Origin of the sequence: Atlantibacter hermannii (genome assembly GCF_009907385.1) — a bacterium.
In the GTDB taxonomy this organism is placed as follows: domain Bacteria; phylum Pseudomonadota; class Gammaproteobacteria; order Enterobacterales; family Enterobacteriaceae; genus Atlantibacter; species Atlantibacter hermannii_A.
Genome location: NZ_JAAATR010000011.1, coordinates 38,895 through 65,744 on the forward strand (window position 1 = coordinate 38,895; position 26,850 = coordinate 65,744).

A 26,850-nucleotide genomic window follows, 5' to 3' on the forward strand; every position below is an offset into this window, starting at 1 on the left:
TAAGCAATCGCGGGCAGCTTCGGGCTGCCCGCGTTGAGTTGCCGTTCTAATCTGTTGTAAAAGGAAACCCCATGGATGTTGTTAAAAAGAAACCCTGGTGGCAAAGCGACAGGCTGAAGTGGTCAGCCATTGCCCTGCTCGGCCTGCTGGTGGGTTATCTTGTGGTATTGATGTATGCCCAGGGGGAGTATTTGTTCGCCATCGTGACGCTGATCTTAAGCTCCGTTGGCCTGTACATTTTCGCTAACCGTCGCGCTTACGCATGGCGCTACGTTTACCCTGGCCTCGCCGGCATGGGGCTGTTCGTTCTGTTCCCGCTGATCTGCACCATCGCCATCGCGTTTACCAACTACAGCAGCACCAACCAGCTGACCTTTGAACGTGCGCAGCAGGTGCTGATGGACCGCCAGTATCAGGCGGGGAAAACGTTCAGCTTCAGCCTCTATCCGGATAACGAAAAATGGCGGCTCGCGCTTACCGATGGCGAAAGCGGCAAAAACTACGTCTCCGACGCCTTTACCTTTGGCGGCGAGCAAACCCTGAAGCTGAAGGAAGCCGACGCGCTGCCGACCGGTGAACGCGCCACGCTGCGCATCATTACCCAGAATCGCCAGGCGCTGACGCGGATCACCGCCGAGCTGCCGGATGAAAGCCAACTGGTGATGAGCTCATTACGCCAGTTCTCGGGCACGCGCCCGCTGTACACCCTGGCGCAAGACGGCAAGCTGACCAACAACCAGAGCGGCGCGGTCTATGCGCCGAATCCCGATGTCGGTTTCTATCAGGCGGTTAACGCCGACGGCAGTTGGGGCAACGAAAAACTCAGCCCTGGCTACACGGTGACCACCGGCTGGGACAACTTTATGCGCGTCTTTACCGACGAGGGCATACAGAAACCGTTCTTCGCCATCTTCGTCTGGACGGTGGTGTTCTCGGTGCTGACCGTGGTGCTGACCGTGGCGGTCGGCATGGTGTTGGCCTGCGTGGTGCAGTGGGAAGCGTTAAAAGGCAAAGCGATTTACCGGGTGCTGCTTATTCTACCGTATGCGGTGCCGTCGTTTATCTCAATCCTGATTTTCAAAGGATTGTTTAACCAGAGCTTCGGTGAAATCAACATGATGCTCAGCGCGGTGTTCGGCATCCGCCCTGCATGGTTCACCGACCCTACCACCGCCCGCGCCATGATTATCATCGTCAACACCTGGCTGGGTTACCCGTACATGATGATCCTGTGCATGGGGCTGCTGAAAGCGATTCCGGACGATCTCTACGAAGCCTCGGCGATGGACGGCGCTACGCCATTCCAGAACTTCTTTAAAATCACTTTCCCGCTGCTGATCAAGCCGCTCACGCCGCTGATGATTGCCAGCTTCGCCTTCAACTTCAATAACTTCGTGCTGATCCTGCTGTTGACCAACGGCGGCCCGGACCGTCTCGGCACCACGACCCCGGCAGGCTATACCGACCTGCTGGTGAGCTATACCTACCGCATCGCCTTTGAAGGCGGCGGCGGTCAGGATTTCGGCCTCGCCGCCGCTATCGCCACGCTGATCTTCCTGCTGGTGGGCGCGCTCGCGATTGTTAACCTCAAAGCCACGCGCATCAAGTTTGATTAAGGAGACGACACATGGCTATGGTGCAACCGAAATCTCAAAAGCTGCGTTTGTTTATCACGCACTTGTTACTGCTGATGTTTATCGCGGCGATTATGTTCCCGCTGCTGATGGTCGTGGCGATCTCGCTGCGCTCCGGCAACTTCGCCACCGGTAGCCTGATCCCGGAACAAATCTCCTGGGAGCACTGGAAGCTGGCGCTGGGCTTTAACGTGGTGCATGCCAACGGCAGCGTCACCCCGCCGCCGTTCCCGGTACTGCTATGGCTGTGGAACTCAGTGAAAATCGCAGGCATTACCGCGGTGGGCATAGTGGCGCTTTCCACGACTTGCGCCTACGCTTTTGCCCGTATGCGTTTCCCCGGTAAAGCTACCCTGCTGAAAGGCATGCTGATTTTCCAGATGTTCCCGGCGGTGCTGTCGCTGGTAGCGTTGTATGCGTTATTCGATCGCCTCGGGCAGTACATTCCGTTTATCGGTCTGAACACCCACGGCGGGGTGATCTTCGCCTACCTCGGCGGCATTGCGCTGCACGTCTGGACCATTAAAGGCTATTTCGAAACCATCGACGGCTCGCTGGAAGAAGCCGCCGCGCTGGATGGCGCAACGCCGTGGCAGGCGTTCCGCTTAGTGCTGTTGCCGCTGTCGGTGCCGATTCTGGCGGTGGTGTTTATTCTGTCGTTTATCGCCGCCATCACTGAAGTGCCGGTCGCGTCGTTGCTGTTGCGTGATGTGAACAGCTACACCCTGGCCGTGGGCATGCAGCAATACCTCAACCCGCAAAACTACCTGTGGGGCGACTTTGCTGCGGCTGCGGTACTTTCCGCTATCCCGATCACCCTGGTGTTCCTGCTGGCCCAGCGCTGGCTGGTCAGCGGGCTGACGGCGGGGGGCGTGAAAGGCTAAGTTTCATCGTTATATGCCACTGTTATTATCCTCAATTGCCGTTGTGATTTTCCTTATCTGTGACTCCCTTCGGCGGCCTTCAGGCCGCCATTTTTATTCGCGCTTCAGCCGTTTCGAGTTACACAACCATAGCGTGATCACCAGCAGCAGGATCGCCCCGGAATAGATCAGCACATCCATCGGCGCTTTATGATCCACGATGATCAACCGCACGATTGCGGTGATGCCGATGTAAATGAAATAGCGTAGCGGGAAGTGGTAGCCGGACTGGAAGTACTTGACGATCAGGGCGATGAATTCGAAGTAGAGGAAATAAACCACCAGCCCTTCCACCAGCTCGTATTTGCTGGCCTGAAGGGGTGAGAAGAGCACATCAGCCAGATGCAGGGTTTCTTTGCCGAGAAAGATAACCAGGATCAGGCCAAGGCTGAGCAAGCCAAGGTTCAACACCGTTTGCAGGATGGAAGAAACCCATTCCCCGCGCGCACGTGACGAAGCGGATAGCGTGGACATCGCAGCGTCCTCATCTCAGGAGTGAGAAATCGTTATACGTCAGAAGTGTGATCCAGATCTAGTTTTATTTGCTTATGTTTTGACCATTCGTCAGCGCGCCTGCGTATGAAAGCCAGGCGCGCTGCGGTAGCGATCAGCGGAAATTCACGCTGCGATCGCTGGTCATGCTGTAGAGATCGAACTTGCGTCCCAGCATCTGTCCGCCGTCGCGGGTGAGCGGCGTCCAGCCGATGGCCGCGCGGCTGCGGGTCGGGCCAGACGAGAACAGATCGAGCGGCACGGAAACGTACACGCCTTTGGTAAAGTCCCCTTCCCCGTATTCATCCGGCGACACGTTGGTAAGGGTGGCATAGCCGCCCACCACCACGCCGCTGTCGAAGCGTCTGGAGACTTCCAGCGTGCCGCCCTTATCCCCGGCCAGATACTGCCCGACGCTGGCTTTGATCAGCACATCCTGGGCAAAGGGCGGCGTCCAGTACGCCGAAAGATGGCCAGTTTTAACGCTGTAGTCGGTGAATTTCATCATGTCCTGTGCGCTGCGCCAGTCGCGCTGCTTCACGTAGTTGACATCAACGCCGAAGGCCCAGTTGCTGTCTACCGGGCGATACAGCACTTCCGCCCCCGCGCCGCCGTACATGGTTTCCAGATAACCGCCGTAAACCTGGCCGTAAAAACCGTTGCCGAAATACTGGAAGTAGTTGGCTTGCAGGTTATTCACATAGACATCGTTTTCCACGTAGTCACGGACGTGGGTGCGCACCCGCGGCAGGGAAGAATCCTTCGGCGGATTGGTGTAGTTAAATTTGTCGTAGTTATTGGCGATGTTGGCGAACAGGCTGCCGGTGGTCAGCAGATGGTCGGTGACCCACCAGTCGGCGGTGCCCATCACCCCCACCTGATACATATAAAAACTTTCCGGCCCGCCGATGGACTGATTCAACACCGGGTCGAGATGGAAGCTGAAGCGCGAAGGCTCGATATACCAGCCCTGCTCCGGTTTCTCCAGAGTGACCGGTTCAATACGCTTCTGCGCCAGCGCGGTTTCCTTGCCTAACGGCTCGCCTTCCAGATGGCGTTGCAGACTGGCGACGTCGGTTTCGGTGGTGACCTGCGGCATATTGGCGCGCGTCTCAGTAACGCGGATGGTGCGGATGCCTTCAGGCAGATCGTTCATGACAATCCGGTTGGCGCGCTCAATGCCTTCACGGGAATCGCGGTATTTTACCTGCTCGCCGGTGACGTACAGCGTGTCGCCCTGGGTCTGAAGTTGCGGATCGTTCAGCCCGGCGTTGTATTTCAGCAGCGTCAGCTGATTCGCCGCCACGCTGTGCTGGATGATCGCTTCCTGCGGCTCCGGCTGGTATTCCGGGCGGCGGTTATCGTTATAGCGCGGACGCAGGTCATTGAAATTGGTGCGCAGGGTCACGCCGAACATAAAAGTGTTGCCGCGCTCATAGCTCAGGTTAACGTCGGCCCAATCGGTCGCACGATAAATAGCGCCGACGTTAAACTTGCTCTTCTGCTCAAGCTTCCCGGCGAAGTCCTGAGTGTAGTTATTGCCCTCATACTCCAGCTTCAGGCGCAGCGGCTGCCACGGCGTCTGATATTCCACCCCGCCGAACAGAGACGCCGGGCCGTGGAACATCTGGCCCGCATCCACGGAGCCGGCTTTGTTATAGCTGTTGTCGCGTGCGCAGTATTTGTCGCTGTACGAACAGAACGGGTTTTTCACGTTGCCGCTGGTGCCCAGATAACCCCAGCCTAAACCCAGCGAGAAATCGAACGGTCCCCAGGCTTTATTCGCCACAATGTATTCGGCATCGAACAACCCGGTGCCGCCGATATCCCGCGCACCGACGGCGATCTGCGGCATCCAGTAACTCTCTTCCCACAACCGCAGTTTGAGGTCGAAGGCTTTGTCCTTATAGGTTTGATCGCCGGAAAACGCCTCGACGCTACTGTAGCGCCGGGTGCGGGCGTCGGTGTAGCGCAGCGTGGTTTCCAGCCACGGGAACAGTTGTACCGAGGCAGAGTAATAGCGGTACTGATCGTTATCGCGGTAGTTGAGGCTAAGCTCGCCTTCACGCGCCATCCGCGCCGTGGGCGTTTGCATCAGGCCCACGCCGCCGAAATCCGATTGCGAAGGGCCGACCGGCGCGGGCCAGGTCTCCGCCTGGCATGCCGACGCCACGGCCAGCGCCACGAGGCTATACAGGTAGCGTTTTTTTATCATTGTGGTATCCGATGCGTCAGGGAATCGACAAGCTGCGCGTTGAGGTCGTCATATGCCGAAGTAAAAAGCCGCGCCGAAAAGCCGACCAGGATGGCACTGCCCGGCATCGGCTCAACGTGGCGTTTGTTCCAGTACGCCACTGGCGCTTTTTGCACCCGTCCATCCGGATAAATCACCCAGGCGTAACTGCGCTCCGCCCCGCTGAGCAACGCGGTTTCGTCGAGATACTCCGCCACGCTTTTACCCGGCGTGAACGGCCTGTCCCCCGCGCCGCTCACCAGGCCATACAGGGTGATATGGTCAGGCAGCTTACCGGTCCACAGGGTGTAATCACCGGCCAGCGCCTTATTGGCGGCAGTCCTGACTCTCAGCGCATCAGGATCGAGTTCGACAAACTGACGGTCCGTGACCTTAAGCGCCGCCATTTGCTGCTGAAGCTGGCGAATGGCGGCGGCGTCCTCACCTGATTCCTGCGCGGCGAGAGCGGCCAGCCGGGACAGCAGTTGCTGATGGTGCGCCTGTTGCTCGCGGGTTTTCCCCGTTACGCCAATCACGGCCCCCGGCCACCAGCTGTGCGCCAGCGCGGGTTGGCTCACCACATCGGATAAACGTCGGGCATCCCGAATTTTCAGCGTTTCGCCGCTGTCGGTGCGATGTACCGTTACCGTGCCCGCCGCGTAAAGGCTCTGGCTTAACAGGCTCAGCATGAAGGCGGTGAAAGGAAGCATTCTCATGATTTCGCCGCCTTGATGAGTTGCGTGGTGACCGGGTAATAGTCGGCACCGAGCGTCTGTTCAGAACGGCGGATTTGTCCGTCGCTGTCGATCCAGTAGCGGTTGGTCCAGCTTGCCCGCTCGGTGGTTATCGTTTCTTCCAGCACCCGAACGGCGGTGATGTCGCTGCCGGTTTTCAGGCTGTCGCTGCCCTGCCAGCGAAACTGCGAGCGTGCGGTGGCGTAACGCACCTGCTGATGCTCAGTCCAGCCCATCACCCGTGTCCAGCCTGCGCCGTCGCGGATTTGCCCCGGCGCCTTCAGCGGATCGGCATCCAGGTTGCCCACCTGGAGCAGGTTATCGCCCAGCCCGGCAGTTTTAATCAGCCGCCCGTGTTGAGTGATTAACACCGCCTGATCCTGCGTCACCCATTTCTGCTGCCCGTCTTCCGAGAAGGCGAGCACCACAAACAGCTGCGGACCGTGGTTGAGCGTCATGTACTGGCTGGCATAGGGCATATTATGAATGTCGTCATCGGTGAGAGTGACGCCGTCCCGTCCCGTCACATTGTTCCAGAGCGACTTACCCATGCCGGTGAGATTGGCTGAACACGCCTGCAACAGCAGGCACACTGTCATGATCGCGACTCGCTTCACGTGTTTCCCCAGGGTCAAAATAACCACACCGCAGTGTGGTTATGGTTAAAACACCCGTTACGTTACTGGGTGGTACTGGTTGTGGTGGTTGTGGTGGTTCCGGTGTTTGAACCGTCGCCTCCGCCCGTTGCGGCAAGCGCCACACCGACTACCGATCCAACCGTACTGGCGCTGGTCGCAGTAGACGTGCCTGCTGAGACCGATGTCGCGGCGCTACCCGCCGCTTCACCCATTTCCACCGGTGCGGCGAAAGCAGACGATGCGGCAAGCAGAGACACGGCAAATACGCCATAGGTTATTTTCTTCATAGCGGTTCCTTTCATTAAATGAATGGATATATACCTGAACTCTCCAGGCGCTACCGAGTATACATAACCAGGCTGGGGGATTTGCCGTGACAGGGAATTGTCAGGATGGCTTTCGGACAATTAAACGCGCAGAAAGTAAATCACGAGGAAAAATATAAAATAAACATTAAAAACAATCAGATATTAAATTACATATAAAATTCAATCTCCGGTTATTCCTAATTTTTTTGTCCCTTTCCGGCTGACTGAATTTATTTTCAGATAAACCTCAGCGGCCACTTTTTTAATAACACTGTGACAACGGGATAAATCTGATAAAAAAATGCCGGCATAACGCCGGCATTGTTTATGGTATTGCTCATTATCCACGCCAGGATTTATAACGGTTAATTAAACCGTTGGTAGAGCTGTCGTGGCTGCTAATTTCACTCTTATCGTTCAGCTCCGGCAGAATACGGTTCGCCAGCTGTTTGCCTAATTCCACTCCCCACTGATCGAAGGTGAAGATGTTCAGGATTGCGCCCTGAGTAAAGATTTTGTGCTCATACAGCGCAATCAGCGCCCCCAGGCTGAACGGCGTGATTTCACGCAGCAGGATGGAGTTGGTTGGGCGGTTGCCTTCAAACACTTTGAACGGCACGACGTGATCGAGGGTTTTCGGATCTTTACCCTGATCGGCAAATTCCTGCTCAACCACGTCGCGGGATTTACCGAAAGCCAGCGCTTCGGTCTGGGCGAAGAAGTTGGACAGCAGCTTCGGATGGTGATCGGACAGCGGGTTGTGGGTGATCGCCGGGGCGATAAAGTCGCACGGCACCAGTTTAGTGCCCTGGTGGATCAGCTGATAAAATGCATGCTGGCCGTTGGTGCCCGGCTCGCCCCAGATGATAGGACCGGTCTGGTAATCCACCGCATTGCCGTTGCGGTCAACGAATTTACCGTTGGATTCCATGTTGCCCTGCTGGAAATAGGCCGCAAAACGGTGCATGTACTGATCGTATGGCAGGATCGCTTCGGTTTCCGCGCCAAAGAAGTTGTTGTACCAGATGCCGATCAGCGCCAGCAGCACCGGCAGGTTTTTGTCCAGTTCGGTGGTGGAGAAGTGCTGGTCCATGGCGTGCGCGCCGGACAGCAGTTCAACGAAGTTGTCGTACCCCACTGACAGAATGATTGACAGGCCTATCGCCGACCACAGGGAGTAACGTCCGCCGACCCAGTCCCAGAATTCAAACATGTTGGCGGTATCGATACCGAACTCGCCCACCGCTTTGCCGTTCGTCGATAAGGCAGCGAAGTGCTTCGCCACGTGTTTTTCATCGCCCGCCGCTTTCAGGAACCAGTCACGCGCGCTGTGGGCATTGGTCATGGTTTCCTGGGTGGTGAAGGTTTTGGACGCGACCAGGAACAGCGTGGTCTCCGGGTTCACTTTCTTCAGCACTTCGGCGATGTGCGTTCCGTCAACGTTAGAAACGAAATGCATATTGAGATGATTTTTGTACGGACGCAGCGCTTCGGTCACCATAAACGGACCGAGGTCGGAGCCGCCGATACCGATGTTGACCACATCGGTAATCGCTTTGCCGGTGTAGCCTTTCCAGTTGCCGGAGATAATCGCTTCCGAGAAGGATTTCATCTTCTCCAGCACCGCGTTTACTTCCGGCATGACATCTTTGCCATCCACCAGAATCGGGGTGTTGCTGCGGTTGCGCAGCGCCACATGCAGCACTGCACGATCTTCGGTACGGTTGATTTTCTCGCCGGAGAACATCGACTTAATCGCGCCCTGCAAATCGGTCTCTTTCGCCAGCGCTAACAGTTTATCCAGCGTCTCCCGGGTGATGCGGTTTTTGGAGTAATCCACCAGCATCTGATCGTTGAAGGTCGCGGAAAACTTAGCGAAACGGTCAGCATCGTCGGCGAAAAGCGACGCGATGGTGACATCTTTCATTTCAGCGTAATGGTTTTGTAGTGCCTGCCAGGCAGAGGTCTGCGTTGGATTGATGTTTTTCATAGCAATACTCATGTGGATTTGAAAAATGTGACTGCCGTCGATTGTAGCGCTACTCCAGGCAATTGCGATGACTTTTGTGCCCTGCTCGTATCACTCGCCGAATACACCGCCGCCAGATTGCTGAATCGAGCTTTCCGGCAAAGTATAGCGGTTATAAGTTATTTTCCTGGACCCTCCCGGAACATGAAAAATCCCCATAATCCCGGCGTTGACAAGGGCCCGGTGGAAACTTTATTTATAAAAGCGATCGTTAAAAAAATTATTACTTAACATTCCCAAAGCAAACGACCCAACGCAACTACAACGTGAAAGGCGAAGGGAATCACACGAGGTAGTTATGTCGCACACAACATCCCCTCTCATCGTCGCGAAATTCGGCGGCACCAGCGTCGCCAGCTTCGACGCCATGAACCGCAGCGCCGATGTGGTGCTATCCGATCCCAACGTGCGCCTGGTCGTGCTTTCCGCCTCTGCGGGCGTAACCAATCTGCTGGTTGCGCTGGCCGAAGGCCTGGAAGCGACGGAACGCTTCGTGAAGCTGGACGCCATCCGCAAAATCCAGCACGACATTTTAGGCCATCTGGCAAATCCGCAGGTGATCCGCGAAGAGATTGACCGTCTGCTGGAAAATATCACCACCCTGGCGGAAGCCGCCTCGCTGGCGACCTCAACGGCCCTGACTGACGAACTGGTCAGCCACGGCGAGCTGATGTCCACCCTGCTGTTTGTCGAGATCCTGCGTGAACGTGGTGTCGTGGCCCAGTGGTTTGACGTGCGCAAAGTGATGCGCACCAGCGACCGCTTTGGTCGCGCCGAACCGGACGTGAACGCCCTTGCCGAACTGAGTAACCTGCAACTGGCCCCGCGTCTGGCGGAGGGGCTGGTCATTACCCAGGGCTTTATCGGCAGCGAATCCAAAGGCCGCACCACCACCCTGGGCCGTGGCGGCAGCGACTATACCGCCGCACTGCTGGGCGAAGCGTTAAAAGCCAGCCGCGTGGATATCTGGACCGACGTGCCAGGCATTTACACTACCGACCCGCGCGTGGTGCCTGCCGCGAAACGCATTGATGAAATCGCCTTTGAAGAAGCCGCTGAAATGGCGACTTTTGGCGCGAAAGTGCTGCATCCGGCGACGCTGCTGCCTGCGGTACGCAGCGATATCCCGGTGTTTGTCGGCTCCAGTAAAGATCCGCAAGCGGGCGGGACGCTGGTATGCAATCAAACCCATAATCCCCCGCTGTTCCGGGCGCTGGCCCTGCGCCGCAAACAAACCCTGCTGACGCTGCACAGTCTGAATATGCTGCACTCACGCGGCTTCCTGGCCGAAGTATTCAGCATCCTGGCGCGCCATAATATCTCGGTGGATTTGATTACCACCTCTGAAGTGAGCGTGGCGCTGACGCTGGATACCACCGGCTCTACCTCGACCGGCGATACCCTGCTGACCCAGGCGCTGTTGACCGAGCTTTCTTCCCTGTGCCGCGTGGAAGTCGAGCAGGACCTGGCGCTGGTGGCGTTGATCGGCAACAACCTGTCGAAGGCCTGTGGCGTGGGTAAAGAGGTGTTCGGCGTGCTGGAGCCGTTCAATATCCGCATGATTTGCTATGGCGCATCCAGCTATAACCTGTGCTTCCTGGTGCCGGGCAGCGACGCGGAACAAGTCGTCCAGAAACTGCATCACAATTTATTTGAGTGAGTCGGCGTTTCCCTTCTGAGGCTCTGCGGCCTCAGAAGGGGTAGATGACCATAATTCAATTGAATAAAACTTCCCCACACGATACACAATGCTTATGGCTCTCGTTCGGGCCTTTTCCCCTACAGCGATAACGCACCGCCGCGATCACAGCGGCAGGGGAACACACCAACACACTTAAAGGAAAACAACATGCTGGCATTACTGACGCGGCTGTTCCCGCTCTGGGCGCTGCTGCTCTCGGTTATCGCGTATTACACGCCCTCCACTTTCACGCCGATGGGTCCCTGGGTCGCCACCCTGCTGATGCTGATTATGTTTGGCATGGGCGTGCACCTGAAACTCGACGATTTCAAACGGGTGCTGTCGCGCCCCGCGCCGGTGGCCGCCGGGATTTTTCTGCACTATCTGGTGATGCCGCTCGCGGCGTGGCTGCTGGCGATGTTGTTCAGGATGCCGCCCGACCTTTCTGCCGGGATGGTGCTGGTGGGCAGCGTGGCCAGCGGCACCGCGTCAAACGTAATGATTTATCTGGCGAAAGGCGATGTGGCGCTGTCCGTCACCATCTCTTCGGTCTCTACGCTGGTAGGCGTGGTCGCTACGCCGCTGCTGACTCGCCTGTATGTGGATGCGCATATCCAGGTCGACGTCATGGGGATGTTGCTGAGCATTCTTCAGATTGTGGTGATCCCGATTGGACTGGGGCTGGTTGTCCATCACTTATTCCCCCGGCTGGTGAAAGCCGTAGAGCCTTACCTGCCGGCGTTTTCGATGGTGTGCATTCTGGCCATTATCAGCGCCGTGGTGGCCGGTTCCGCCGCGCATATCGCCTCGGTCGGTCTGGTGGTGATTGCGGCGGTGATCCTGCATAACACCATTGGTTTGCTGGGCGGCTACTGGGGCGGACGGCTGTTTGGCTTCGACGAATCCACCTGCCGCACTCTGGCGATTGAAGTGGGGATGCAGAACTCTGGCCTCGCCGCCGCGCTGGGGAAAATCTACTTCTCTCCGCTCGCGGCGCTGCCGGGCGCGCTGTTTTCGGTATGGCACAACCTGTCGGGCTCGCTGCTGGCGGGTTACTGGTCAGGCAAACCGGTTGACGGCACGCCTGCTAAACGCCTGAAAAAGCGTAAAGCCTGAACAAAACAGCCCGCTCGCCGGGCTGTTTTTTTATCGGCTGGCGGATTGTGGCGAACGCCTGCGGGCAGTAGTCTACAGACAGACTCCCGGATCGAGAGGTTTACCATGGCAACGCCCCGACTGACCCAAAAAGAGATGACCGAAAGTGAGCAGCGCGAACTGAAAACGCTGCTCGACCGCGCCAGAATCGCCCACGGCAGACCGCTGACCAACTCAGAAGCCAACCATGTCAAAAAAGAGTACATCGACAAGCTGATGGCCGAACGCGAAAAAGCGGCCAAACAGGCGCGCGCCGTTAAGAAAAAGCAGGCGTCAAAACCTGATACCACCAGCACCTTTTCCTGGAGCGCCAGCACCCATACCCGCGGTAGACGCTAAACTAGCGGCCCTTCTTCTTACGACCGGGCTGCGTAAAGCGCTTACGCTGCCCAAGCTCTGCCGGGGTTTTCGCGCCGCCCTTATTAGCAGGTTTGGCCGCCGGGCTTCTGGCAGGGGCAGCTTTCGGTTTCGCTTTCTTCGCCGGTTTGGCTTCCGAGGAAGAGTTCTCTATCAGCTTAAACAGCTCGATTAGCTCGTCGTCGGTTAAGTCGCGCCACTCTCCCGGTGGTAGCCCTTTCAGGCTCACGTTCATGATGCGCACGCGCTCAAGTTTTGTGACTTCAAAACCGAAGTGCTCGCACATACGGCGGATCTGGCGGTTGAGACCCTGAATCAGGGTGATGCGGAACACAAACGGCGCTTCGCGCTTCACTTTGCACTTTTTAGTGACCGTGCCCAGCATCGGCACGCCCGCGCCCATACCGCGAATAAACTCGTCGGTCACCGGTTTATTCACCGTCACCAGGTACTCTTTTTCGTGATCGTTACCGGCGCGCAGGATTTTATTCACCAGGTCGCCGTGGTTAGTCAGGAAAATCAGCCCCTGGGAATCTTTATCCAGGCGGCCAATCGGGAAGATACGGGTGCTGTGGTTAACGAAATCAACGATGTTGTCTTTCTCGCCGACCTCGGTGGTGCTCACCACGCCGACCGGTTTGTTGAGCGCGATAAACACCAGATCTTCTTCATTACGTGGCTCAATCAGCTGCCCATTCACTTTTACCACGTCTCCGGCGACAACCTGATCGCCAATCCCGGCGCGCTTACCGTTGATAAAAACGTTTCCCTGTTCGATATAGCGATCGGCTTCGCGACGGGAGCAGATGCCGCTCTCGCTGATGTATTTATTAAGACGGGTTGATAAGTTTGGCAGCATGGTTCCTCCGAAAAAAACGGACTATACCTTACCTGACGTCAGTTTCGTACAGCGAGAATCACATCTCCATGTCCATGTGGATATCTTGCGAGATGTCTTCTAATTCCTGCCGATGCGTTTTTATCTCCCCTTTTTACAGGATTATCTTTACTGCATCTTGTTTTCGCAAAAAGTAGTTTATAAACTACAGGGAGCGTTATGTTTATTATTTTGCAGACGAAGACATTTCGTCACTGGGAGTCAAAACTTAAAGACAAAAGAGCCAGGACGCTAATCGCTACACGCGTGTTTCGATTAGCAAATGGGTTGGCGGGAGATGTTGAACCCGTTGGTGAAGGGATTAGCGAACTGCGAATCCATTACGGCCCAGGCTATCGCATTTACTTTCAGCAAACAGGTGAGGCAACCTTGCTGTTGCTTAATGGCGGAAATAAACAAACGCAAGCCAATGATATTGCCCTGGCTAAACTGCTCGCCAAAAACTGGACTGGAACCGTGGAAATTGATGATGAATAAATTAACGTCTTACGATCCTGCAGTTGCATTGATTGATGATGATGAAATTGCCGTATTTATCGCAGATGCACTGGAAACTGGCGACGCTGCCTACATCGCTAAAGCATTAGGCGTGGTGGCTCGCGCAAAAGGGATGACCCAAATTGCATCTGAAACAGGGTTATCTCGCGAGCAGCTTTACCGCTCATTTAGCGATAACGGAAATCCCACGCTTAAAACCACCTTATCCGTTATGAAAGCATTGGGTATTGAATTAACAACCAAACGATCGCTTTCTTATCGTTCTTAAACAACAACCCCGCATTACGCGGGGTTGTTGAATCTGTCTCGCAAAACGTTACTCGTCTCGTTCATCATCATCATCCGGCTGCTCCAGCACGCTGTAAGCCACCGAACAAAACAGCGAATTCAAGCGCTTCATATCGCCCAGCAGACCGAGATGCAACGAGCTGGTTTCGATGCTTTGCACGTTCTGCTGGTGCAGACGATTAACGTGCGCATGGGCGTAGCGCCGGTTCATGATCCGGAAGCGGTGCTTGTTGCGCCGCAGGCGACGGGCGCTGGCGATATCGGCAGAGAAAAATACCGACAGCGCCAGCTTCAGGTTGCTGGTCAGTTGCCCCAACAGGTTGTCCAGTTCCTCCAGCCCGGCAGGGGAAAACGCGCGCCGCGCCGCCAGGGATTTATCCGCCACTTCGCTGCCCATACGCTCAAGAATTTCAGCTGCCTGCTGAAGGTTAAGCGACATTTCGATGATTTCTGCCCAGCGCTTCGACTCCTCCTCGGCCAGATCTTCCTTCGGCATTTGCGCCAGATAGAGTTTGATGGCGATATGCAGCACCTCCACGTCGTCAGCCAGCTTACGCAGCTCTTTCTCCTGACGCGGCTCGCCGTGCATCACTTTGCTCCACAGTTCCAGCATCTGCTCCAGGGCATCGCCCATGCGCAGGGTTTCACGCGCGGCGTTTGCCAGGCCCAGCGCCGGCGTGTCCAGCGCGGTGCGATCGAGGTGTTTCGGCTTCAGGCGCATATCCAGTTCCGGCGCATCGGCAATCACCCGGCGGCAAAAGCGCGCCATCGGCCCGGTAAAGGGCACCATCACAATACAGCGGATCAGGTTATAAAAGACGTGGAAATAGATCACCAGCTCCGAATCCGGCAGCGGCAGTTTCTGCATCGCGTCCGCCAGCACGTGGACGAAGGGCAGTACCAGCAGACTGCCCACCAGCTTAAACAGCAGGCTTCCCAGCGCCACGCGGCGGGCGTTTGGCGTCGCGGTACCGTTGTTGAGCATCGCCAGAATGCCTGAACCGAGGTTCGCGCCAATCACCAGGCACAGCGCCACGTCGAAGGAGATCACGCCGGTTGCGGCGAAGGTGGCGGTAAGCAGAACCGCTGCGAGGCTGGAGTAACTGATCACTGCGAACATCGCGCCAATCAGCGCATCCAGCAAAATATCGCCGGTCAGCGATGCGAAGATGACCTTAACGCCGGACGCCTCGGTAATCGGCGTCATGGCCTGGACGATCAGTTCCAGCGCCAGCAAAATCAGGCCAAGCCCGATGGAGACCCGCCCCAGTTGTCCGACGCGGCTCTGTTTGCGGCTTAAGAAGAACACCACCCCGAGGAAGATCAAGAGCGGCGAAACCCAGGACAGGTCGAAAGTCAGGACACGCGCCATCAGGGCGGTCCCCACATCGGCCCCCAGCACAATCACCAGCGCGGGCGCAAGCGCCACCAGATCCTGGGCGACAAACGAGGTCACCAGCATGGTGGTGGCATTACTGCTCTGAACCAGCGCGGTGACGCCAATGCCCGCGCAGAAGGCGAGCGGTTTTTTCTCGACACTCCGGCTGAGTACGCTACGAAGCCGCGCACCGTACACGCGCATAACGCCGGTGCGCACGATATGCGTGCCCCACACCAGCAGCGCCACTGCCGAAAGCAGGTGCAAAAGTGTTAACACAGTTTCTCCTTCTCGTTATGGTTCCCTGGGGCCGCCCCGCCTGCCTGCCGTACTGCCTGCGAATGGGCATGACAAAAGGGCCAACCCCTGTCTCAGTATAAGGGGATAAACGTAAGAAAGAGACAAGGCGCCGTGATGGCGCCCTGTATGTTGTAAATAAAAATGACATTTTGATGACAGCGACGGGTTTTACTTCAAACCAGCGGAGTGGCTGGCCGCCGGCGGCACAGCCTGTTTACGCGCGACCGCACGCAGCAAGGTGTTTTATTTCAACCAGCGGAGTGACTGACCGTCGGCGGCGCAGCCAGTTTGAACACGGACAGCGCGCAGTGACAGGAGCGTACACACAGTACGTGACTGTCACGAGCACTGCCCAGGTTCAAAATGGCAAGCAAGCCAGGTCAGTCGGCGTCGTAGCCGAGATTCGGCGCCAACCACCGTTCTACCTCACTCACGCTCATCCCCTTACGCTGCGCATAGTCCTCAATTTGATCCTTTTGCAGCTGCGCCACGGCAAAATACTTGCTGTCGGGATGACTAAAGTACCAGCCGGAAACCGACGCCCCGGGCCACATGGCGTAGGATTCGGTAAGTTTCATGCCGATGCGGGTTTCCACGTCCAGCAGCTGCCAGATGGTGGCCTTCTCGGTATGCTCCGGGCAGGCCGGGTAGCCTGGCGCTGGACGGATGCCCTGGTAATTCTCGCGGATCAGCTCTTCGTTGCTGAGATTTTCATTGGCGGCGTAGCCCCAGTAGACTTTACGCACCCGCTCGTGCAGATATTCGGCAAAGGCTTCAGCCAGACGGTCGGCCACCGCTTTAACCATGATTTTGTTGTAATCATCGTGCTGGGCGTCAAACGCCCCGGCGAGGGCGTCTTCTTCCAGCCCGCCGGTTACGGCAAACGCGCCCAGGTAATCTGCTTTGCCGCTCAGTTTCGGCGCGACGAAATCCGCCAGGCAGTAGTTGGCAAAGCCGACTTTTTCGGTTTGCTGACGCAGATGACGGCTGACCGCCAGCACATGGGTGCGGGTTTCATCGCGATAGATCTCAACGTCGTCACCCACACGGTTGGCCGGGAACAGCCCCACCACGCCACGCGGATTCAGCGACTTATCGGCGCTGAGCTGGTCGAGCATATCATTGGCGTCTTTGAACAGGCGCTTCGCCTCTTCGCCAACGATTTCATCTTCCATAATGCGCGGATATTTTCCGGCCAGCGACCAGGTCATAAAGAACGGCGTCCAGTCGATATAATTACGCAGCGTTTCGATGCTGGCCGTCACTTCCTGCACGCCCAGGCGATGGGCCACCGGCGGCGTATAACTTTCCCAGTCGAACGCCAGGTCATTCTCACGCGCGGCCTGCAACGTGACCGGCGGGGTGCGCGGTTTTTCCGTCCATGCTGAACACGCACGGTGTCATACTCTTTACGCGTTCGCGCCACAAAATCGTCGCGCAGCGTATCGGACAATAACGACGACACCACGCCCACGGTACGCGAGGCATTCTGCACGTAAACCGTCGGGCCGCTGTAGTTCTGCTCAATTTTTACCGCAGTATGCGCCTTGGAGGTGGTCGCGCCGCCGATCAGCAGCGGCAGCGTAAAGCCCTGGCGCTCCATCTCTTTGGCAACGTTGACCATTTCATCCAGCGACGGGGTGATCAGCCCGGAAAGCCCGATGATATCGGCATTCACTTCGCGTGCGGTTTTGAGGATTTTATCGGTCGGCACCATCACGCCAAGGTCGATGATTTCATAGTTATTGCACTGCAACACCACGCCGACGATGTTTTTACCGATATCGTGAACGTCGCCTTTCACCGTCGCCAGCACGATTTTGCCGTTGCTTTTGCCCTGCTCTTTGCTGGCGTTAATAAAGGGTTCAAGGTAAGCCACCGCCTGCTTCATCACGCGCGCGGATTTCACCACCTGCGGCAGGAACATTTTCCCTTCACCAAACAGGTCGCCCACCACGTTCATGCCCGCCATCAGCGGCCCTTCGATGACCTCAATCGGGCGCGCCGCCTGTTGGCGCGCCTGCTCGGTGTCCTCTTCAATAAATTCGGTGATGCCTTTTACCAGCGAATATTCGAGACGCTTCGCCACGTCCCAACTGCGCCACTCGGCCTGCTGGGCGTTGGCGGCATCGTCGCCTTTGCTGCCGCGGTATTTTTCCGCCAGTTCCAGCAAACGCTCGGTGCCGTCTTCGCGACGGTTAAGGATCACGTCTTCCACCGCGTCACGCAGTTCTGCAGGCAGGTCGTCATAAATCGCCAGTTGCCCGGCGTTGACGATCCCCATGTCCATACCGTTGCGAATGGCGTAGTAAAGAAACACGGCGTGAATGGCTTCACGCACCGGGTCGTTGCCGCGGAACGAGAACGACACGTTCGACACGCCGCCGGAGATCATCGCATGCGGCAGTTCGCGCTTGATGTCTTCACACGCGCCGATAAAATCCTGGGCGTAGTTGTTATGCTCTTCAATCCCCGTCGCCACGGCGAAGATATTCGGGTCGAAAATGATGTCTTCCGGCGGGAAGCCCACGTCTTCAGTGAGAATTTTGTAGGCCCGGCGGCAGATTTCGATTTTGCGCTCGCGGGTATCGGCCTGGCCGACTTCATCGAACGCCATTACCACCATGGCCGCGCCGTAGCGGCGCACCAGCTTCGCGTGATGGATAAAAGTCTCAACCCCTTCTTTCATGGAGATCGAGTTCACGATGCCTTTACCCTGGATGCACTGTAAGCCTTTCTCAATCACGTCCCATTTCGAGGAGTCGATCATGATCGGCACGCGAGCGATATCCGGCTCACCGGCAATCAGATTCAGGAAACGCACCATCGCCGCTTCGGCGTCAAGCATCCCTTCATCCATGTTGATGTCGATGATTTGCGCGCCGCTTTCAACCTGCTGCAACGCCACTTCCAGCGCTTCGCTGTATTTTTCTTCTTTAATCAGGCGCTTGAATTTGGCGGAGCCGGTGACGTTGGTGCGCTCACCCACGTTGACGAACAGGCTGTCGGCACCGATGTTGAGCGGCTCAAGGCCAGAAAGACGGCAGGCCACCGGGAGCTCCGGCAGTTTTCGCGGCGCAACGCCTTCCACGGCTTTGCTCATGGCGGCAATGTGCGCTGGCGTGGTGCCGCAACAGCCGCCGACGATGTTTAAGAAGCCCGCCTGCGCCCACTCGCCGATTTGCGCCGCCATCACATCGGCATCCAAATCGTATTCACCGAAGGCGTTTGGCAGGCCGGCGTTGGGGTGCGCGGTGACATAGCATTCCGCCACGCGCGACAGCTCCGCCACATACTGGCGCAGTTCGTCAGGCCCCAGCGCGCAGTTCAGGCCGAAGGACAGCGCATCGGCATGGCGCAGGGAGTTATAGAACGCTTCGGTGGTTTGCCCGGACAGGGTACGGCCCGACGCATCGGTAATGGTGCCGGAAATCATGATCGGCAAATCAACGCCCAGCGCTTCGAACTCGCTTTTTACCGCGAAAATCGCCGCTTTGGCGTTAAGGGTGTCGAACACGGTTTCAATCAGGATCAGATCTGAGCCGCCTTCCACCAGCGCGCGGGTCGACTCGCGATAGGCTTCCACCAGTTGGTTAAACGTGACGTTGCGATACGCCGGATCGTTAACGTCCGGTGAAATTGACGCGGTGCGGTTAGTCGGGCCGAGCACCCCGGCGACATAGCGCGGTTTTTCCGGCGTACGCGCGGTCCACTCATCGGCGCAGGCGCGCGCCAGCTTCGCGGCTTCGTAGTTGATCTCCGCCGACAGCGATTCCATATGGTAATCGGCCATGGCGATGGTGGTGGCATTAAAGGTGTTGGTTTCAACAATGTCTGCGCCCGCTTCGAAATAGGCGTAGTGGATTGCAGCGATGGTTTCCGGTTTCGTGAGGACCAGCAGGTCGTTGTTGCCTTTTAAATCGGACGCCCAGTCGGCGAAGCGCTCGCCGCGATAGTCTGCTTCTTCCAGACGATAGCTCTGGATCATGGTCCCCATACCGCCGTCCAGCACCAGAATACGTTCATTCAACTGCTGTAGCAGTTTTTCTCTGTTATTAGTCACTCTTACTCCCGGATCGTTATTCAGCCCTGTCAGGCCATGCGCCCATACTGGCACACTCGGCCACAGGCGAAAAGTCACAGGATGGCAACATGAGAGATGTTCATTCATAAAACGCGCCAACTGCGCTGATTTCCTGAAATTTAGTGCTTTCCCGGGGAACTCATCCGATCAGTTTTTCCAGGGTTGCATTATACTCAAATAAAACGAAAACTATTTCCACGATACAGAAAAAGGAGACACCCATGGTTGCCGCCGTTCCCGTTAAACGTGGAAAAAAACCTCGCACCGCCGCTGCGGCTCCAGCGCCCCAGGCTACCGGCCAGGTACAATCGCTGACGCGCGGGCTAAAGCTCCTTGAATGGATTGCCGAATCACACGGCAGCGTGGCGCTGACCGAGCTCGCCCAGCAAGCCGGGCTGCCCAATTCAACGACTCACCGCCTGCTGACCACCATGCAACAGCTTGGTTTTGTCCGCCAGGTGGGGGATTTAGGCCACTGGTCGATTGGCGCGCATGCGTTTATCGTCGGCAGCAGCTTCCTGCAAAGCCGCAATTTGCTGGCGATTGTGCACCCGATGCTGCGCAAACTGATGGAAGCCTCCGGTGAAACCGTCAACCTGGCGGTGCTGGACCAGAGCGATCATCAGGCGATTATTATCGACCAGGTACAGTGTACCCAGCTGATGCGCATGTCCGCCCCGATCGGCGGCAAACTGCCGATGCACGCCTCCGGCGCGGGCAAAGCCTTTCTGGCGCAGCTCCCCGAAGATGACGTCACCGCACTGCTGCACCGCAAAGGGCTGCACGCCTATACCCATGCCACGCTGGTTTCCCCGGCCCATCTGAAAGAAGACCTGGCACAAACCCGCAAGCGCGGTTACTCGTTCGACGATGAAGAACATGCGCTGGGATTACGCTGCGTGGCGTCGTGCATTTACGACGAGCACCACCAGCCGTTTGCGGCGATTTCTATTTCCGGCCCGATATCCCGCATTACCGACGATCGGGTAACCGAGCTGGGCGCGATGGCCATCAAAGCGGCGAAAGAAGTGACGCTGGCTTACGGCGGCGTGCGTTAAAAGCGATACCGCCTCCCGTTCAGGAGGCGGCAGTATCAGCGGCGTGGTGTGCATAGCGCTGGCAAAAGCGCTGCCGCCGTCGATAGGCATACACATCTTCCACGTGACCGTGACGAATACGCGCCTGTAACGCCCGCCAGTACTCCGCCTGAAACAGCTCGGCGTGCATCTCCTCAAACAGCGGTTTGATGCGCGGGTCGGCGCACAGCCAGTGGCGGAATTCTTCAGGAAATACATCCCCTGGCGCAACGCTGTACCACGGCTCCGATGCCATTTCGTCTTCCGGGTAGCGCGGCGGCGGGATATCGCGAAAATTCACCTCGGTCATGTAGCAAATTTCGTCGTAATCATAAAAAACCACCCGGCCATGACGGGTAACGCCAAAGTTTTTAAACAGCATATCGCCGGGGAAAATATTGGCGGCAGCCAGCTGGCGGATGGCGTTGCCGTACTCTTCAATGGCGTCGCGCAGCTGTTGGCCCTGCACCTGTTCCAGCCAGATATTCAGCGGCACCATGCGCCGTTCAATGTAGAGGTGGCGTATGGCGATCTTATCGCCCAGATCGGTGATTTTCTGCGGCGCTTCCTGCAACAGCAGCGCCATCAGCGCCGGGTCGATCTGGCGTTTTTCCAGCACAAAATTTTCGAATTCCTGGGTATCCGCCATGCGCCCGACGCGGTCGTGCTCTTTCACCAGCTGGTAACAGGCGCGCACGTGGGCTTCATCCATCTCTTTCTGCGGAGCGAATTTATCTTTAATGACCTTGAACACCCGGTCGAAGCCGGGCAGCGTGAACACCAGCATCACCATGCCGCGTATGCCCGGCGCTTCGATAAACTGCTCGTTGCTCCGGGCGAGGTAGTGCAGGTATTCGCGGTAGCTTTCGGTTTTGCCGTGCTTCTGGCAGCCAATCGCCATATACAGTTCGGCGGTGGTTTTGCCAGGTAAGATCTCGCGCAGCCACTCCACCAGCGCAGCGGGCAGCGGCGCGTACACCATAAAATAGGAGCGCGCGAAGCCAAACACGATGCTGGCTTCCGCCGGGCGGGTTAAGCAGGTATCGATAAACAGCTCGCCTTCATTGCTGCGGTGGATCGGCAACAGAAACGGTAGCGTGCCGGACGGCAGCACCAGTTTCGCCACCAGCCAGGCCGCTTTATTACGGTAAAACAGCTCGTTGGCGACCTGTAAATGCACTTTATCCCGCATCTCCTCGCCCAGCGTTTCGGTGAGGTGATTGATGATGTAACCCACATCGCGGTCCAAATCCTGCCAGGGCAGGCGCAGCGGCAAATCTTTTAATAGCCGGGTGAGCAGCGCAGGCCAGCCCTGCTTCGGGTAAAAGTCTTTCGCCAGCGGACGGGGGATGGTGCGAAACCGCCGCTCAGGCTGGGAGCTGAAAATAAACAGCCGTTCCGGCGTCAGAGACTGATGGTCGAACAACCGACAGTAAACGGAGTTAAAGAAGCTTTCGGCAATCTCGAAGCGGGGATAGTCGGGCAATAGCTCGGTATAGTGCTGTTTCACCTGCAATAAAAAGTCGGCATCGGTGCTTTTGCCGTTGGTGATGCAGCGCAGTTGCTCAACCACCAGGCCGACGTGGTGGTCGTACAGATGAATACGCTTTTTCATGGCCTGCTGGACAGCCTGCCAGTCCGCCTGCTCAAAGCGCTGCTGCGCCCCGGAGGTCACTTCCAGAAAACGGCCATACTGCGCGTCAAACCCTTGCAGGATGGTTTGCGCGATCAACAATTCCAGGCCACGCGGCATAGCACTCTCCATCAGATGGATGCCCTCTCCCGTCGGGAAGAGGGCGTCGGGCTTATCAGAATTGCGACTCTTCCGTCGAACCGGTCAGGGCCGTGACGGATGAGGCTCCGCCCTGGATGATGGTGGTGACTTTATCGAAGTAGCCGGTGCCCACTTCCTGCTGATGGGAAACGAAGGTGTAACCCTCTTTTGCGGCGGCGAATTCCGGCTCCTGAACGCGCTCCACGTAGTGTTTCATGCCTTCGCCCTGCGCATAAGCATGCGCCAGGTTGAACATGTTGAACCACATGCTGTGGATGCCCGCCAGCGTGATGAACTGGTATTTGTAGCCCATATCCGACAGTTCCTGCTGGAAGGTCGCGATAGTGTTGTCATCGAGGTTTTTCTTCCAGTTAAACGACGGCGAACAGTTGTAGGCCAGCAGCTTGCCGGGGAATTTGGCGTGGATTGCTTCGGCAAAGCGACGCGCCTGGTCCAGGTCCGGCTTCGAGGTTTCGCACCACACCAGATCGGCATACGGTGCGTAGGCCAGCCCACGGCTGATGGCCTGTTCAATGCCCGCATGGGTGCGGAAGAAACCTTCCGAGGTGCGCTCGCCGGAGATAAATTCACGGTCATATTCGTCGCAGTCGGAGGTGATCAGGTCCGCGGCATCGGCATCGGTACGGGCGATCAGCAGCGTCGGCACGCCCATCACGTCGGCAGCCAGACGCGCGGCAACCAGCTTCTGGATGGCTTCCTGTGTCGGCACCAGCACTTTACCGCCCATGTGCCCGCACTTCTTCACCGAGGCCAGCTGATCTTCGAAATGAACCGCCGCTGCACCGGCTTCAATCATCGATTTCATCAGCTCAAACGCGTTCAGCACGCCGCCAAACCCGGCTTCGGCATCCGCCACGATCGGCAGGAAGTAATCCACATAGCGCGGATCGCCCGGCTCGATACTGGAAGCCCACTGGATCTGATCCGCGCGGCGGAACGTGTTGTTGATCCGCTCCACCACCGCCGGGACCGAGTTGGCAGGATACAGGGATTGATCCGGATACATGCTGGAGGCCAGGTTAGCATCTGCGGCCACCTGCCAGCCGGAGAGATAAACCGCCTCGATGCCCGCCTTCGCCTGCTGCAACGCCTGGCCGCCGGTCAGCGCGCCGAGACTGTTCACGTAGCCTTTCTTCGATTCGCCATGCAGCAGACGCCACATTTTGGCCGCGCCCAGCTGCGCCAGGGTGCATTCCGGGTTAACCGAACCGCGCAGTTTCACCACCTCTTCCGCGCTGTACGGGCGCGTGATCCCTTCCCAACGCGCCTGTTTCCACTCTTGTTCTAATTGTTCAATTTGTTGGGTACGAGTTGTCGTCATGTGCAGATGCTCCATAGGGTAGTTGTTATTAAGGGTTGATTACGCCAGCAAGCGGTAGCCCGGCAGGGTCAGGAAGTCGACCAGCTCGTCGGAGGTCGTGATCTGCTCCATCAGGCGCGCCGCGTCGTCAAAGCGCCCCTGGCTGAAGCGGTGTTCGCCGAGCTCCTCCTGGATCACCTGCATCTCTTCGGCCAGCATCTGGCGGAACAGCGCTTTGGTGACGGGTTTGCCGTTGCTGAGCGTTTTCTGGTGGTGGATCCATTGCCAGATAGAGGTACGGGAAATTTCAGCGGTGGCGGCGTCTTCCATCAGGCCGTAAATCGGTACGCAGCCGTTGCCGGAGATCCAGGCTTCGATGTACTGCACCGCGACGCGAATGTTAGCGCGCATGCCCTCTTCGGTGCGCTCGCCGGGGCAGGGCTCCAGCAGGTCAGCGGCGGTGATCGGGGCATCCTGTTCACGGGTGACGTCGAGCTGGTTTTTATTGGTGCCGAGTGCCTTATTGAAAACCTCCATAACGGTATCACCCAGGCCCGGATGGGCAATCCAGGTGCCATCGTGGCCGTTCGTGGCTTCCAGCTCTTTATCCGCTTTGACTTTATTCAACACCCAGTTGTTGCGCTCCGCGTCTTTGCTGGGAATAAACGCCGCCATGCCGCCCATGGCAAAAGCGCCGCGACGATGGCAGGTTCTGATCAACAGGCGCGAGTAGGCGTTGAGGAACGGTTTTTCCATCGTTACGCTCTGGCGATCGGGTAAAACGCGGTCAGGGTGATTTTTTAACGTTTTGATATAGCTAAAGATGTAGTCCCAGCGGCCACAGTTCAGCCCAACGATATGGTCACGCAGGGCGTGGAGGATTTCATCCATCTGGAACACCGCTGGCAGGGTTTCGATCAGCAGGGTGGCTTTGATGGTGCCGCGCGGCAGTTCAAAACGGTCTTCTGCAAAGCTAAAGACTTCGCTCCACCAGGCGGCTTCCTGCCATGACTGCGTTTTCGGCAGATAGAAGTAAGGGCCGCTGCCTTTCGCCAGCAACGCATCCACGTTGTGGAAAAAGTAGAGCGCGAAATCAAACAGGCTGCCGGGAATGGCTTCACCGCGCCAGGTCACATGTTTTTCCGGCAGGTGCAGACCGCGAACGCGGCAAATCAGCACCGCGGGCTCGGGCTTCAGCTGGTAGATTTTACCGGCTTCGTTGGTCCATGAGATGGTGCCGCGAATGGCATCGCGCAGGTTGATCTGCCCGTCGATGACTTTATTCCAGCTCGGCGCCAGCGAGTCTTCGAAATCCGCCATGAAGACTTTGACGTTGGCGTTAAGGGCGTTGATCACCATCTTACGCTCCACCGGCCCGGTGATCTCAACGCGACGATCCTGTAAATCCTCGGGAATTCCCCGGATCGTCCAGTCTGCATTTCGAATGGAAGCTGTTTCCGAAATGAAATCTGGCAACTTACCCTTGTCGATTTCTGACTGGACCTTCACACGCTCGGCCAGCAGCTGGTTGCGTTTAACCGTAAAGCGGCTGACTAGTTCAGAAAGAAACTCCACCGCATCCGGCGTTAAAATTTCCCGCTCCTGCTCGCCAAAAGGCTGTTCGAAGGTCAGCTCGGTCGTCGTTGCCTGTTGTGTCATGCTCTTGATCCTCAATGTTGATCCAGTCCAGAAACTGCGCATTGCGAACGCGATCCCACGCGGGTATTTTTCGTTCAGCACAATTAAGACTACTCAAACATTTTACAAAATCAAAAACAATTTCCATTTTTGAAATTAAAATGCATTAACTATTTGTTTTTTAATTGAAAAAAGTTAAATCATACAAAGAAGCCATTTTCAGAAACAAAAAAGGCACCCGAAGGTGCCTGCGATAAGGTGCTGAAACGCTTAATCGAGCGTTGGATTCATATGGCGCAGATCGTATGGCGTGATCTGGTAGACGTAATAGTTGAGCCAGTTGGTGAACAGCAAATTGCCATGGCTGCGCCAGGTCGCGCGCGGTTTGTTTTGCGGATCGTTACCCGGAAAATAGTTATAGGGCACCTCAGGCGTTAGCCCGGCATCCACGTCCCGGAAGTATTCCCCTGCCAGGGTATTGGCATCGTATTCAGGGTGGCCGGTGACAAACGCGATGCGCTTATCTTTACTGGCGAACAGATAAGCATCTCCACCTTCCGTTTCCGCCAGGATCTCTAAATCGGTGTAGTCACGAATCAACGCTGCCGGGAAATCAGCATAGCGAGAGTGCGGCGCAAGAAAAGTATCATCAAAACCTTTGGTGAGCAGCGCGTGGGGTTGCGTGATGTAATGCTCATAGACGCCCGAAAGCTTTTCCTGACGCGTTTGCTTGGGGATACCGTACAGAATGTTCAACGCGGCCTGGACCGCCCAACAGACAAACAGTGTAGACGTGACGTGCTCTTTTGCCCACTCCAGTACCTGCTTGATCTGCGGCCAGTAGGCAACGTCATTAAACTCTACCAGGCCCAGCGGCGCACCCGTCACAATCAGGCCGTCAAAGTTCTCATGACAGATATCTTCAAAATTACAGTAGAAATTATTCAAATGCTCAGCTGGCGTGTTGCGAGACTCACGAGAATCGATACGTAATAGCTGGATATCGAGCTGCAGCGGAGAGTTCGACAGCAATCTCAAGAACTGATTTTCGGTCTCAATTTTCTTTGGCATTAAGTTGAGAATCAAAAGCTTAAGCGGACGAATCTCCTGAATACTGGCGCGCGATGTGGTCATCACAAAGACGTTCTCCGCGCGCAAAAAATTCACTGCTGGCAACTCATCAGGTACCCGAATTGGCATAACCTTATATCCTCACTGCATACGTTTAAACGTTTAGACATCCAGATGCCTGACAATAACCAGGATTAACCAAAATGTCGAGCTTGCATGTGAAAGGTGAAAAAGTTTCACGAACGGGAAAGCGTAGAACAAAAATGCAACGGGAGGCGATGATGTCAGGGAAGGAAAACCATACGTTATGAACGACAAAAGGCCCAGTCTTACGACTGGG

Annotated in this window: 20 protein-coding genes and 1 pseudogene; 8 read left to right on the forward strand and 13 right to left on the reverse strand. The window is 56.6% G+C overall.

Annotated elements, in window-relative coordinates:
• The first annotated feature begins 71 nt into the window (after positions 1-71).
• Both malF and malG read left to right on the forward strand, forming a co-directional pair.
• Positions 72-1,616 (forward strand): maltose ABC transporter permease MalF, encoded by a 1,545-nt coding sequence (malF, locus tag GV764_RS03810; protein WP_161659055.1) that lies wholly within the window; start codon positions 72-74, stop codon positions 1,614-1,616.
• Positions 1,617-1,627: 11 nt separating this feature from the next.
• Positions 1,628-2,518 (forward strand): maltose ABC transporter permease MalG, encoded by an 891-nt coding sequence (gene malG, locus GV764_RS03815; protein WP_125294761.1) that lies wholly within the window; start codon positions 1,628-1,630, stop codon positions 2,516-2,518.
• A 93-nt stretch (positions 2,519-2,611) separates the two neighbouring features.
• Here the strand turns inward: malG and psiE are convergent, their stop codons facing one another.
• The 6 genes from psiE to pgi all read right to left on the reverse strand — a co-directional run bounded on the left by psiE (position 2,612) and on the right by pgi (position 8,952).
• Complete coding sequence (gene psiE / locus GV764_RS03820) at positions 2,612-3,031, reverse strand: phosphate-starvation-inducible protein PsiE (RefSeq protein ID WP_161659056.1); 420 nt, start codon at positions 3,029-3,031, stop codon at positions 2,612-2,614.
• A gap of 133 nt (positions 3,032-3,164) precedes the next feature.
• Entirely contained in the window at positions 3,165-5,261 is a 2,097-nt protein-coding gene (locus GV764_RS03825; RefSeq protein WP_161659071.1) for a YjbH domain-containing protein, read from the reverse strand.
• Entirely contained in the window at positions 5,261-5,998 is a 738-nt protein-coding gene (locus tag GV764_RS03830; RefSeq protein ID WP_161659057.1) for a capsule biosynthesis GfcC family protein, read from the reverse strand. Before GV764_RS03830 ends, GV764_RS03825 begins: the two co-directional genes overlap by 1 nt.
• Entirely contained in the window at positions 5,995-6,633 is a 639-nt protein-coding gene (locus GV764_RS03835) for a YjbF family lipoprotein (RefSeq protein ID WP_328515150.1), read from the reverse strand. Before GV764_RS03835 ends, GV764_RS03830 begins: the two co-directional genes overlap by 4 nt.
• Before the next feature lie 62 nt (positions 6,634-6,695).
• Entirely contained in the window at positions 6,696-6,941 is a 246-nt protein-coding gene (gene yjbE / locus GV764_RS03840) for an exopolysaccharide production protein YjbE (protein WP_161659058.1), read from the reverse strand.
• A gap of 361 nt (positions 6,942-7,302) precedes the next feature.
• Positions 7,303-8,952, reverse strand: a complete 1,650-nt coding sequence (gene pgi / locus GV764_RS03845) for a glucose-6-phosphate isomerase (protein ID WP_161659059.1) — start codon at positions 8,950-8,952, stop codon at positions 7,303-7,305.
• 337 nt (positions 8,953-9,289) lie between these two features.
• Here pgi and lysC point away from each other — a divergent pair, with 337 nt between their 5' ends.
• From lysC to GV764_RS03860, 3 genes are all read left to right on the forward strand, one after another.
• Complete coding sequence (gene lysC / locus GV764_RS03850; protein ID WP_161659060.1) at positions 9,290-10,651, forward strand: lysine-sensitive aspartokinase 3; 1,362 nt, start codon at positions 9,290-9,292, stop codon at positions 10,649-10,651.
• A 189-nt stretch (positions 10,652-10,840) separates the two neighbouring features.
• A complete protein-coding gene (gene panS, locus GV764_RS03855; RefSeq protein WP_161659061.1) occupies positions 10,841-11,788 on the forward strand; it encodes a ketopantoate/pantoate/pantothenate transporter PanS in 948 nt (315 codons plus the stop codon).
• Positions 11,789-11,893: 105 nt separating this feature from the next.
• Positions 11,894-12,166, forward strand: coding sequence for a YjbD family protein (locus tag GV764_RS03860; RefSeq protein WP_161659062.1), 273 nt, complete (start codon positions 11,894-11,896; stop codon positions 12,164-12,166).
• A 1-nt stretch (position 12,167) separates the two neighbouring features.
• Here GV764_RS03860 and rluF read toward each other — a convergent pair whose 3' ends face one another.
• On the reverse strand, positions 12,168-13,043 hold the full coding sequence (gene rluF / locus GV764_RS03865) for a 23S rRNA pseudouridine(2604) synthase RluF (protein ID WP_161659063.1): 876 nt from the start codon (positions 13,041-13,043) through the stop codon (positions 12,168-12,170).
• A 198-nt stretch (positions 13,044-13,241) separates the two neighbouring features.
• Between rluF and GV764_RS03870 the strand changes: the two genes are divergently transcribed.
• Entirely contained in the window at positions 13,242-13,559 is a 318-nt protein-coding gene (locus GV764_RS03870) for a type II toxin-antitoxin system RelE/ParE family toxin (RefSeq protein ID WP_161659064.1), read from the forward strand.
• A complete protein-coding gene (locus GV764_RS03875; protein ID WP_161659073.1) occupies positions 13,552-13,848 on the forward strand; it encodes an addiction module antidote protein in 297 nt (98 codons plus the stop codon). The genes GV764_RS03870 and GV764_RS03875 overlap by 8 nt, the downstream gene beginning before the upstream one ends.
• Before the next feature lie 48 nt (positions 13,849-13,896).
• Here GV764_RS03875 and GV764_RS03880 read toward each other — a convergent pair whose 3' ends face one another.
• Together GV764_RS03880 and metH are read right to left on the reverse strand one after the other, a co-directional pair.
• Complete coding sequence (locus tag GV764_RS03880; protein ID WP_161659065.1) at positions 13,897-15,525, reverse strand: Na/Pi cotransporter family protein; 1,629 nt, start codon at positions 15,523-15,525, stop codon at positions 13,897-13,899.
• 401 nt (positions 15,526-15,926) lie between these two features.
• Positions 15,927-19,609, reverse strand: a pseudogene (gene metH, locus GV764_RS03885) (methionine synthase).
• 242 nt (positions 19,610-19,851) lie between these two features.
• Here metH and iclR point away from each other — a divergent pair.
• Positions 19,852-20,688 (forward strand): glyoxylate bypass operon transcriptional repressor IclR, encoded by an 837-nt coding sequence (iclR, locus tag GV764_RS03890; RefSeq protein WP_161659066.1) that lies wholly within the window; start codon positions 19,852-19,854, stop codon positions 20,686-20,688.
• Between the two features lie 19 nt (positions 20,689-20,707).
• On the opposite strand, the gene aceK is transcribed toward iclR, so the two are convergent.
• The 4 genes from aceK to metA form a co-directional block, all read right to left on the reverse strand.
• On the reverse strand, positions 20,708-22,459 hold the full coding sequence (aceK, locus tag GV764_RS03895; RefSeq protein ID WP_161659067.1) for a bifunctional isocitrate dehydrogenase kinase/phosphatase: 1,752 nt from the start codon (positions 22,457-22,459) through the stop codon (positions 20,708-20,710).
• Positions 22,460-22,514: 55 nt separating this feature from the next.
• The gene (aceA, locus tag GV764_RS03900) at positions 22,515-23,837 is read right to left on the reverse strand and encodes an isocitrate lyase (protein ID WP_161659068.1); all 1,323 of its coding nucleotides are present in this window, start codon (positions 23,835-23,837) and stop codon (positions 22,515-22,517) included.
• Between the two features lie 24 nt (positions 23,838-23,861).
• Positions 23,862-25,460, reverse strand: a complete 1,599-nt coding sequence (gene aceB / locus GV764_RS03905) for a malate synthase A (RefSeq protein WP_161659069.1) — start codon at positions 25,458-25,460, stop codon at positions 23,862-23,864.
• A 249-nt stretch (positions 25,461-25,709) separates the two neighbouring features.
• A complete protein-coding gene (gene metA / locus GV764_RS03910; RefSeq protein WP_161659070.1) occupies positions 25,710-26,639 on the reverse strand; it encodes a homoserine O-acetyltransferase MetA in 930 nt (309 codons plus the stop codon).
• Between the last annotated feature and the right edge of the window lie 211 nt (positions 26,640-26,850).

What these genes read in the sequence shown, in the direction of transcription:
- malF (WP_161659055.1), top strand. Translation starts at nt 72, where the DNA reads ATGGATGTTGTTAAAAAGAAACCCTGGTGGCAAAGCGACAGGCTGAAG.
- malG (WP_125294761.1), top strand. Translation starts at nt 1,628, where the DNA reads ATGGCTATGGTGCAACCGAAATCTCAAAAGCTGCGTTTGTTTATCACG.
- psiE (WP_161659056.1), bottom strand. Translation starts at nt 3,031, where the DNA reads ATGTCCACGCTATCCGCTTCGTCACGTGCGCGCGGGGAATGGGTTTCT.
- GV764_RS03830 (WP_161659057.1), bottom strand. Translation starts at nt 5,998, where the DNA reads ATGAGAATGCTTCCTTTCACCGCCTTCATGCTGAGCCTGTTAAGCCAG.
- yjbE (WP_161659058.1), bottom strand. Translation starts at nt 6,941, where the DNA reads ATGAAGAAAATAACCTATGGCGTATTTGCCGTGTCTCTGCTTGCCGCA.
- pgi (WP_161659059.1), bottom strand. Translation starts at nt 8,952, where the DNA reads ATGAAAAACATCAATCCAACGCAGACCTCTGCCTGGCAGGCACTACAA.
- lysC (WP_161659060.1), top strand. Translation starts at nt 9,290, where the DNA reads ATGTCGCACACAACATCCCCTCTCATCGTCGCGAAATTCGGCGGCACC.
- panS (WP_161659061.1), top strand. Translation starts at nt 10,841, where the DNA reads ATGCTGGCATTACTGACGCGGCTGTTCCCGCTCTGGGCGCTGCTGCTC.
- GV764_RS03860 (WP_161659062.1), top strand. Translation starts at nt 11,894, where the DNA reads ATGGCAACGCCCCGACTGACCCAAAAAGAGATGACCGAAAGTGAGCAG.
- rluF (WP_161659063.1), bottom strand. Translation starts at nt 13,043, where the DNA reads ATGCTGCCAAACTTATCAACCCGTCTTAATAAATACATCAGCGAGAGC.
- GV764_RS03870 (WP_161659064.1), top strand. Translation starts at nt 13,242, where the DNA reads ATGTTTATTATTTTGCAGACGAAGACATTTCGTCACTGGGAGTCAAAA.
- GV764_RS03875 (WP_161659073.1), top strand. Translation starts at nt 13,552, where the DNA reads ATGAATAAATTAACGTCTTACGATCCTGCAGTTGCATTGATTGATGAT.
- iclR (WP_161659066.1), top strand. Translation starts at nt 19,852, where the DNA reads ATGGTTGCCGCCGTTCCCGTTAAACGTGGAAAAAAACCTCGCACCGCC.
- aceK (WP_161659067.1), bottom strand. Translation starts at nt 22,459, where the DNA reads ATGCCGCGTGGCCTGGAATTGTTGATCGCGCAAACCATCCTGCAAGGG.
- aceA (WP_161659068.1), bottom strand. Translation starts at nt 23,837, where the DNA reads ATGGAGCATCTGCACATGACGACAACTCGTACCCAACAAATTGAACAA.
- aceB (WP_161659069.1), bottom strand. Translation starts at nt 25,460, where the DNA reads ATGACACAACAGGCAACGACGACCGAGCTGACCTTCGAACAGCCTTTT.
- metA (WP_161659070.1), bottom strand. Translation starts at nt 26,639, where the DNA reads ATGCCAATTCGGGTACCTGATGAGTTGCCAGCAGTGAATTTTTTGCGC.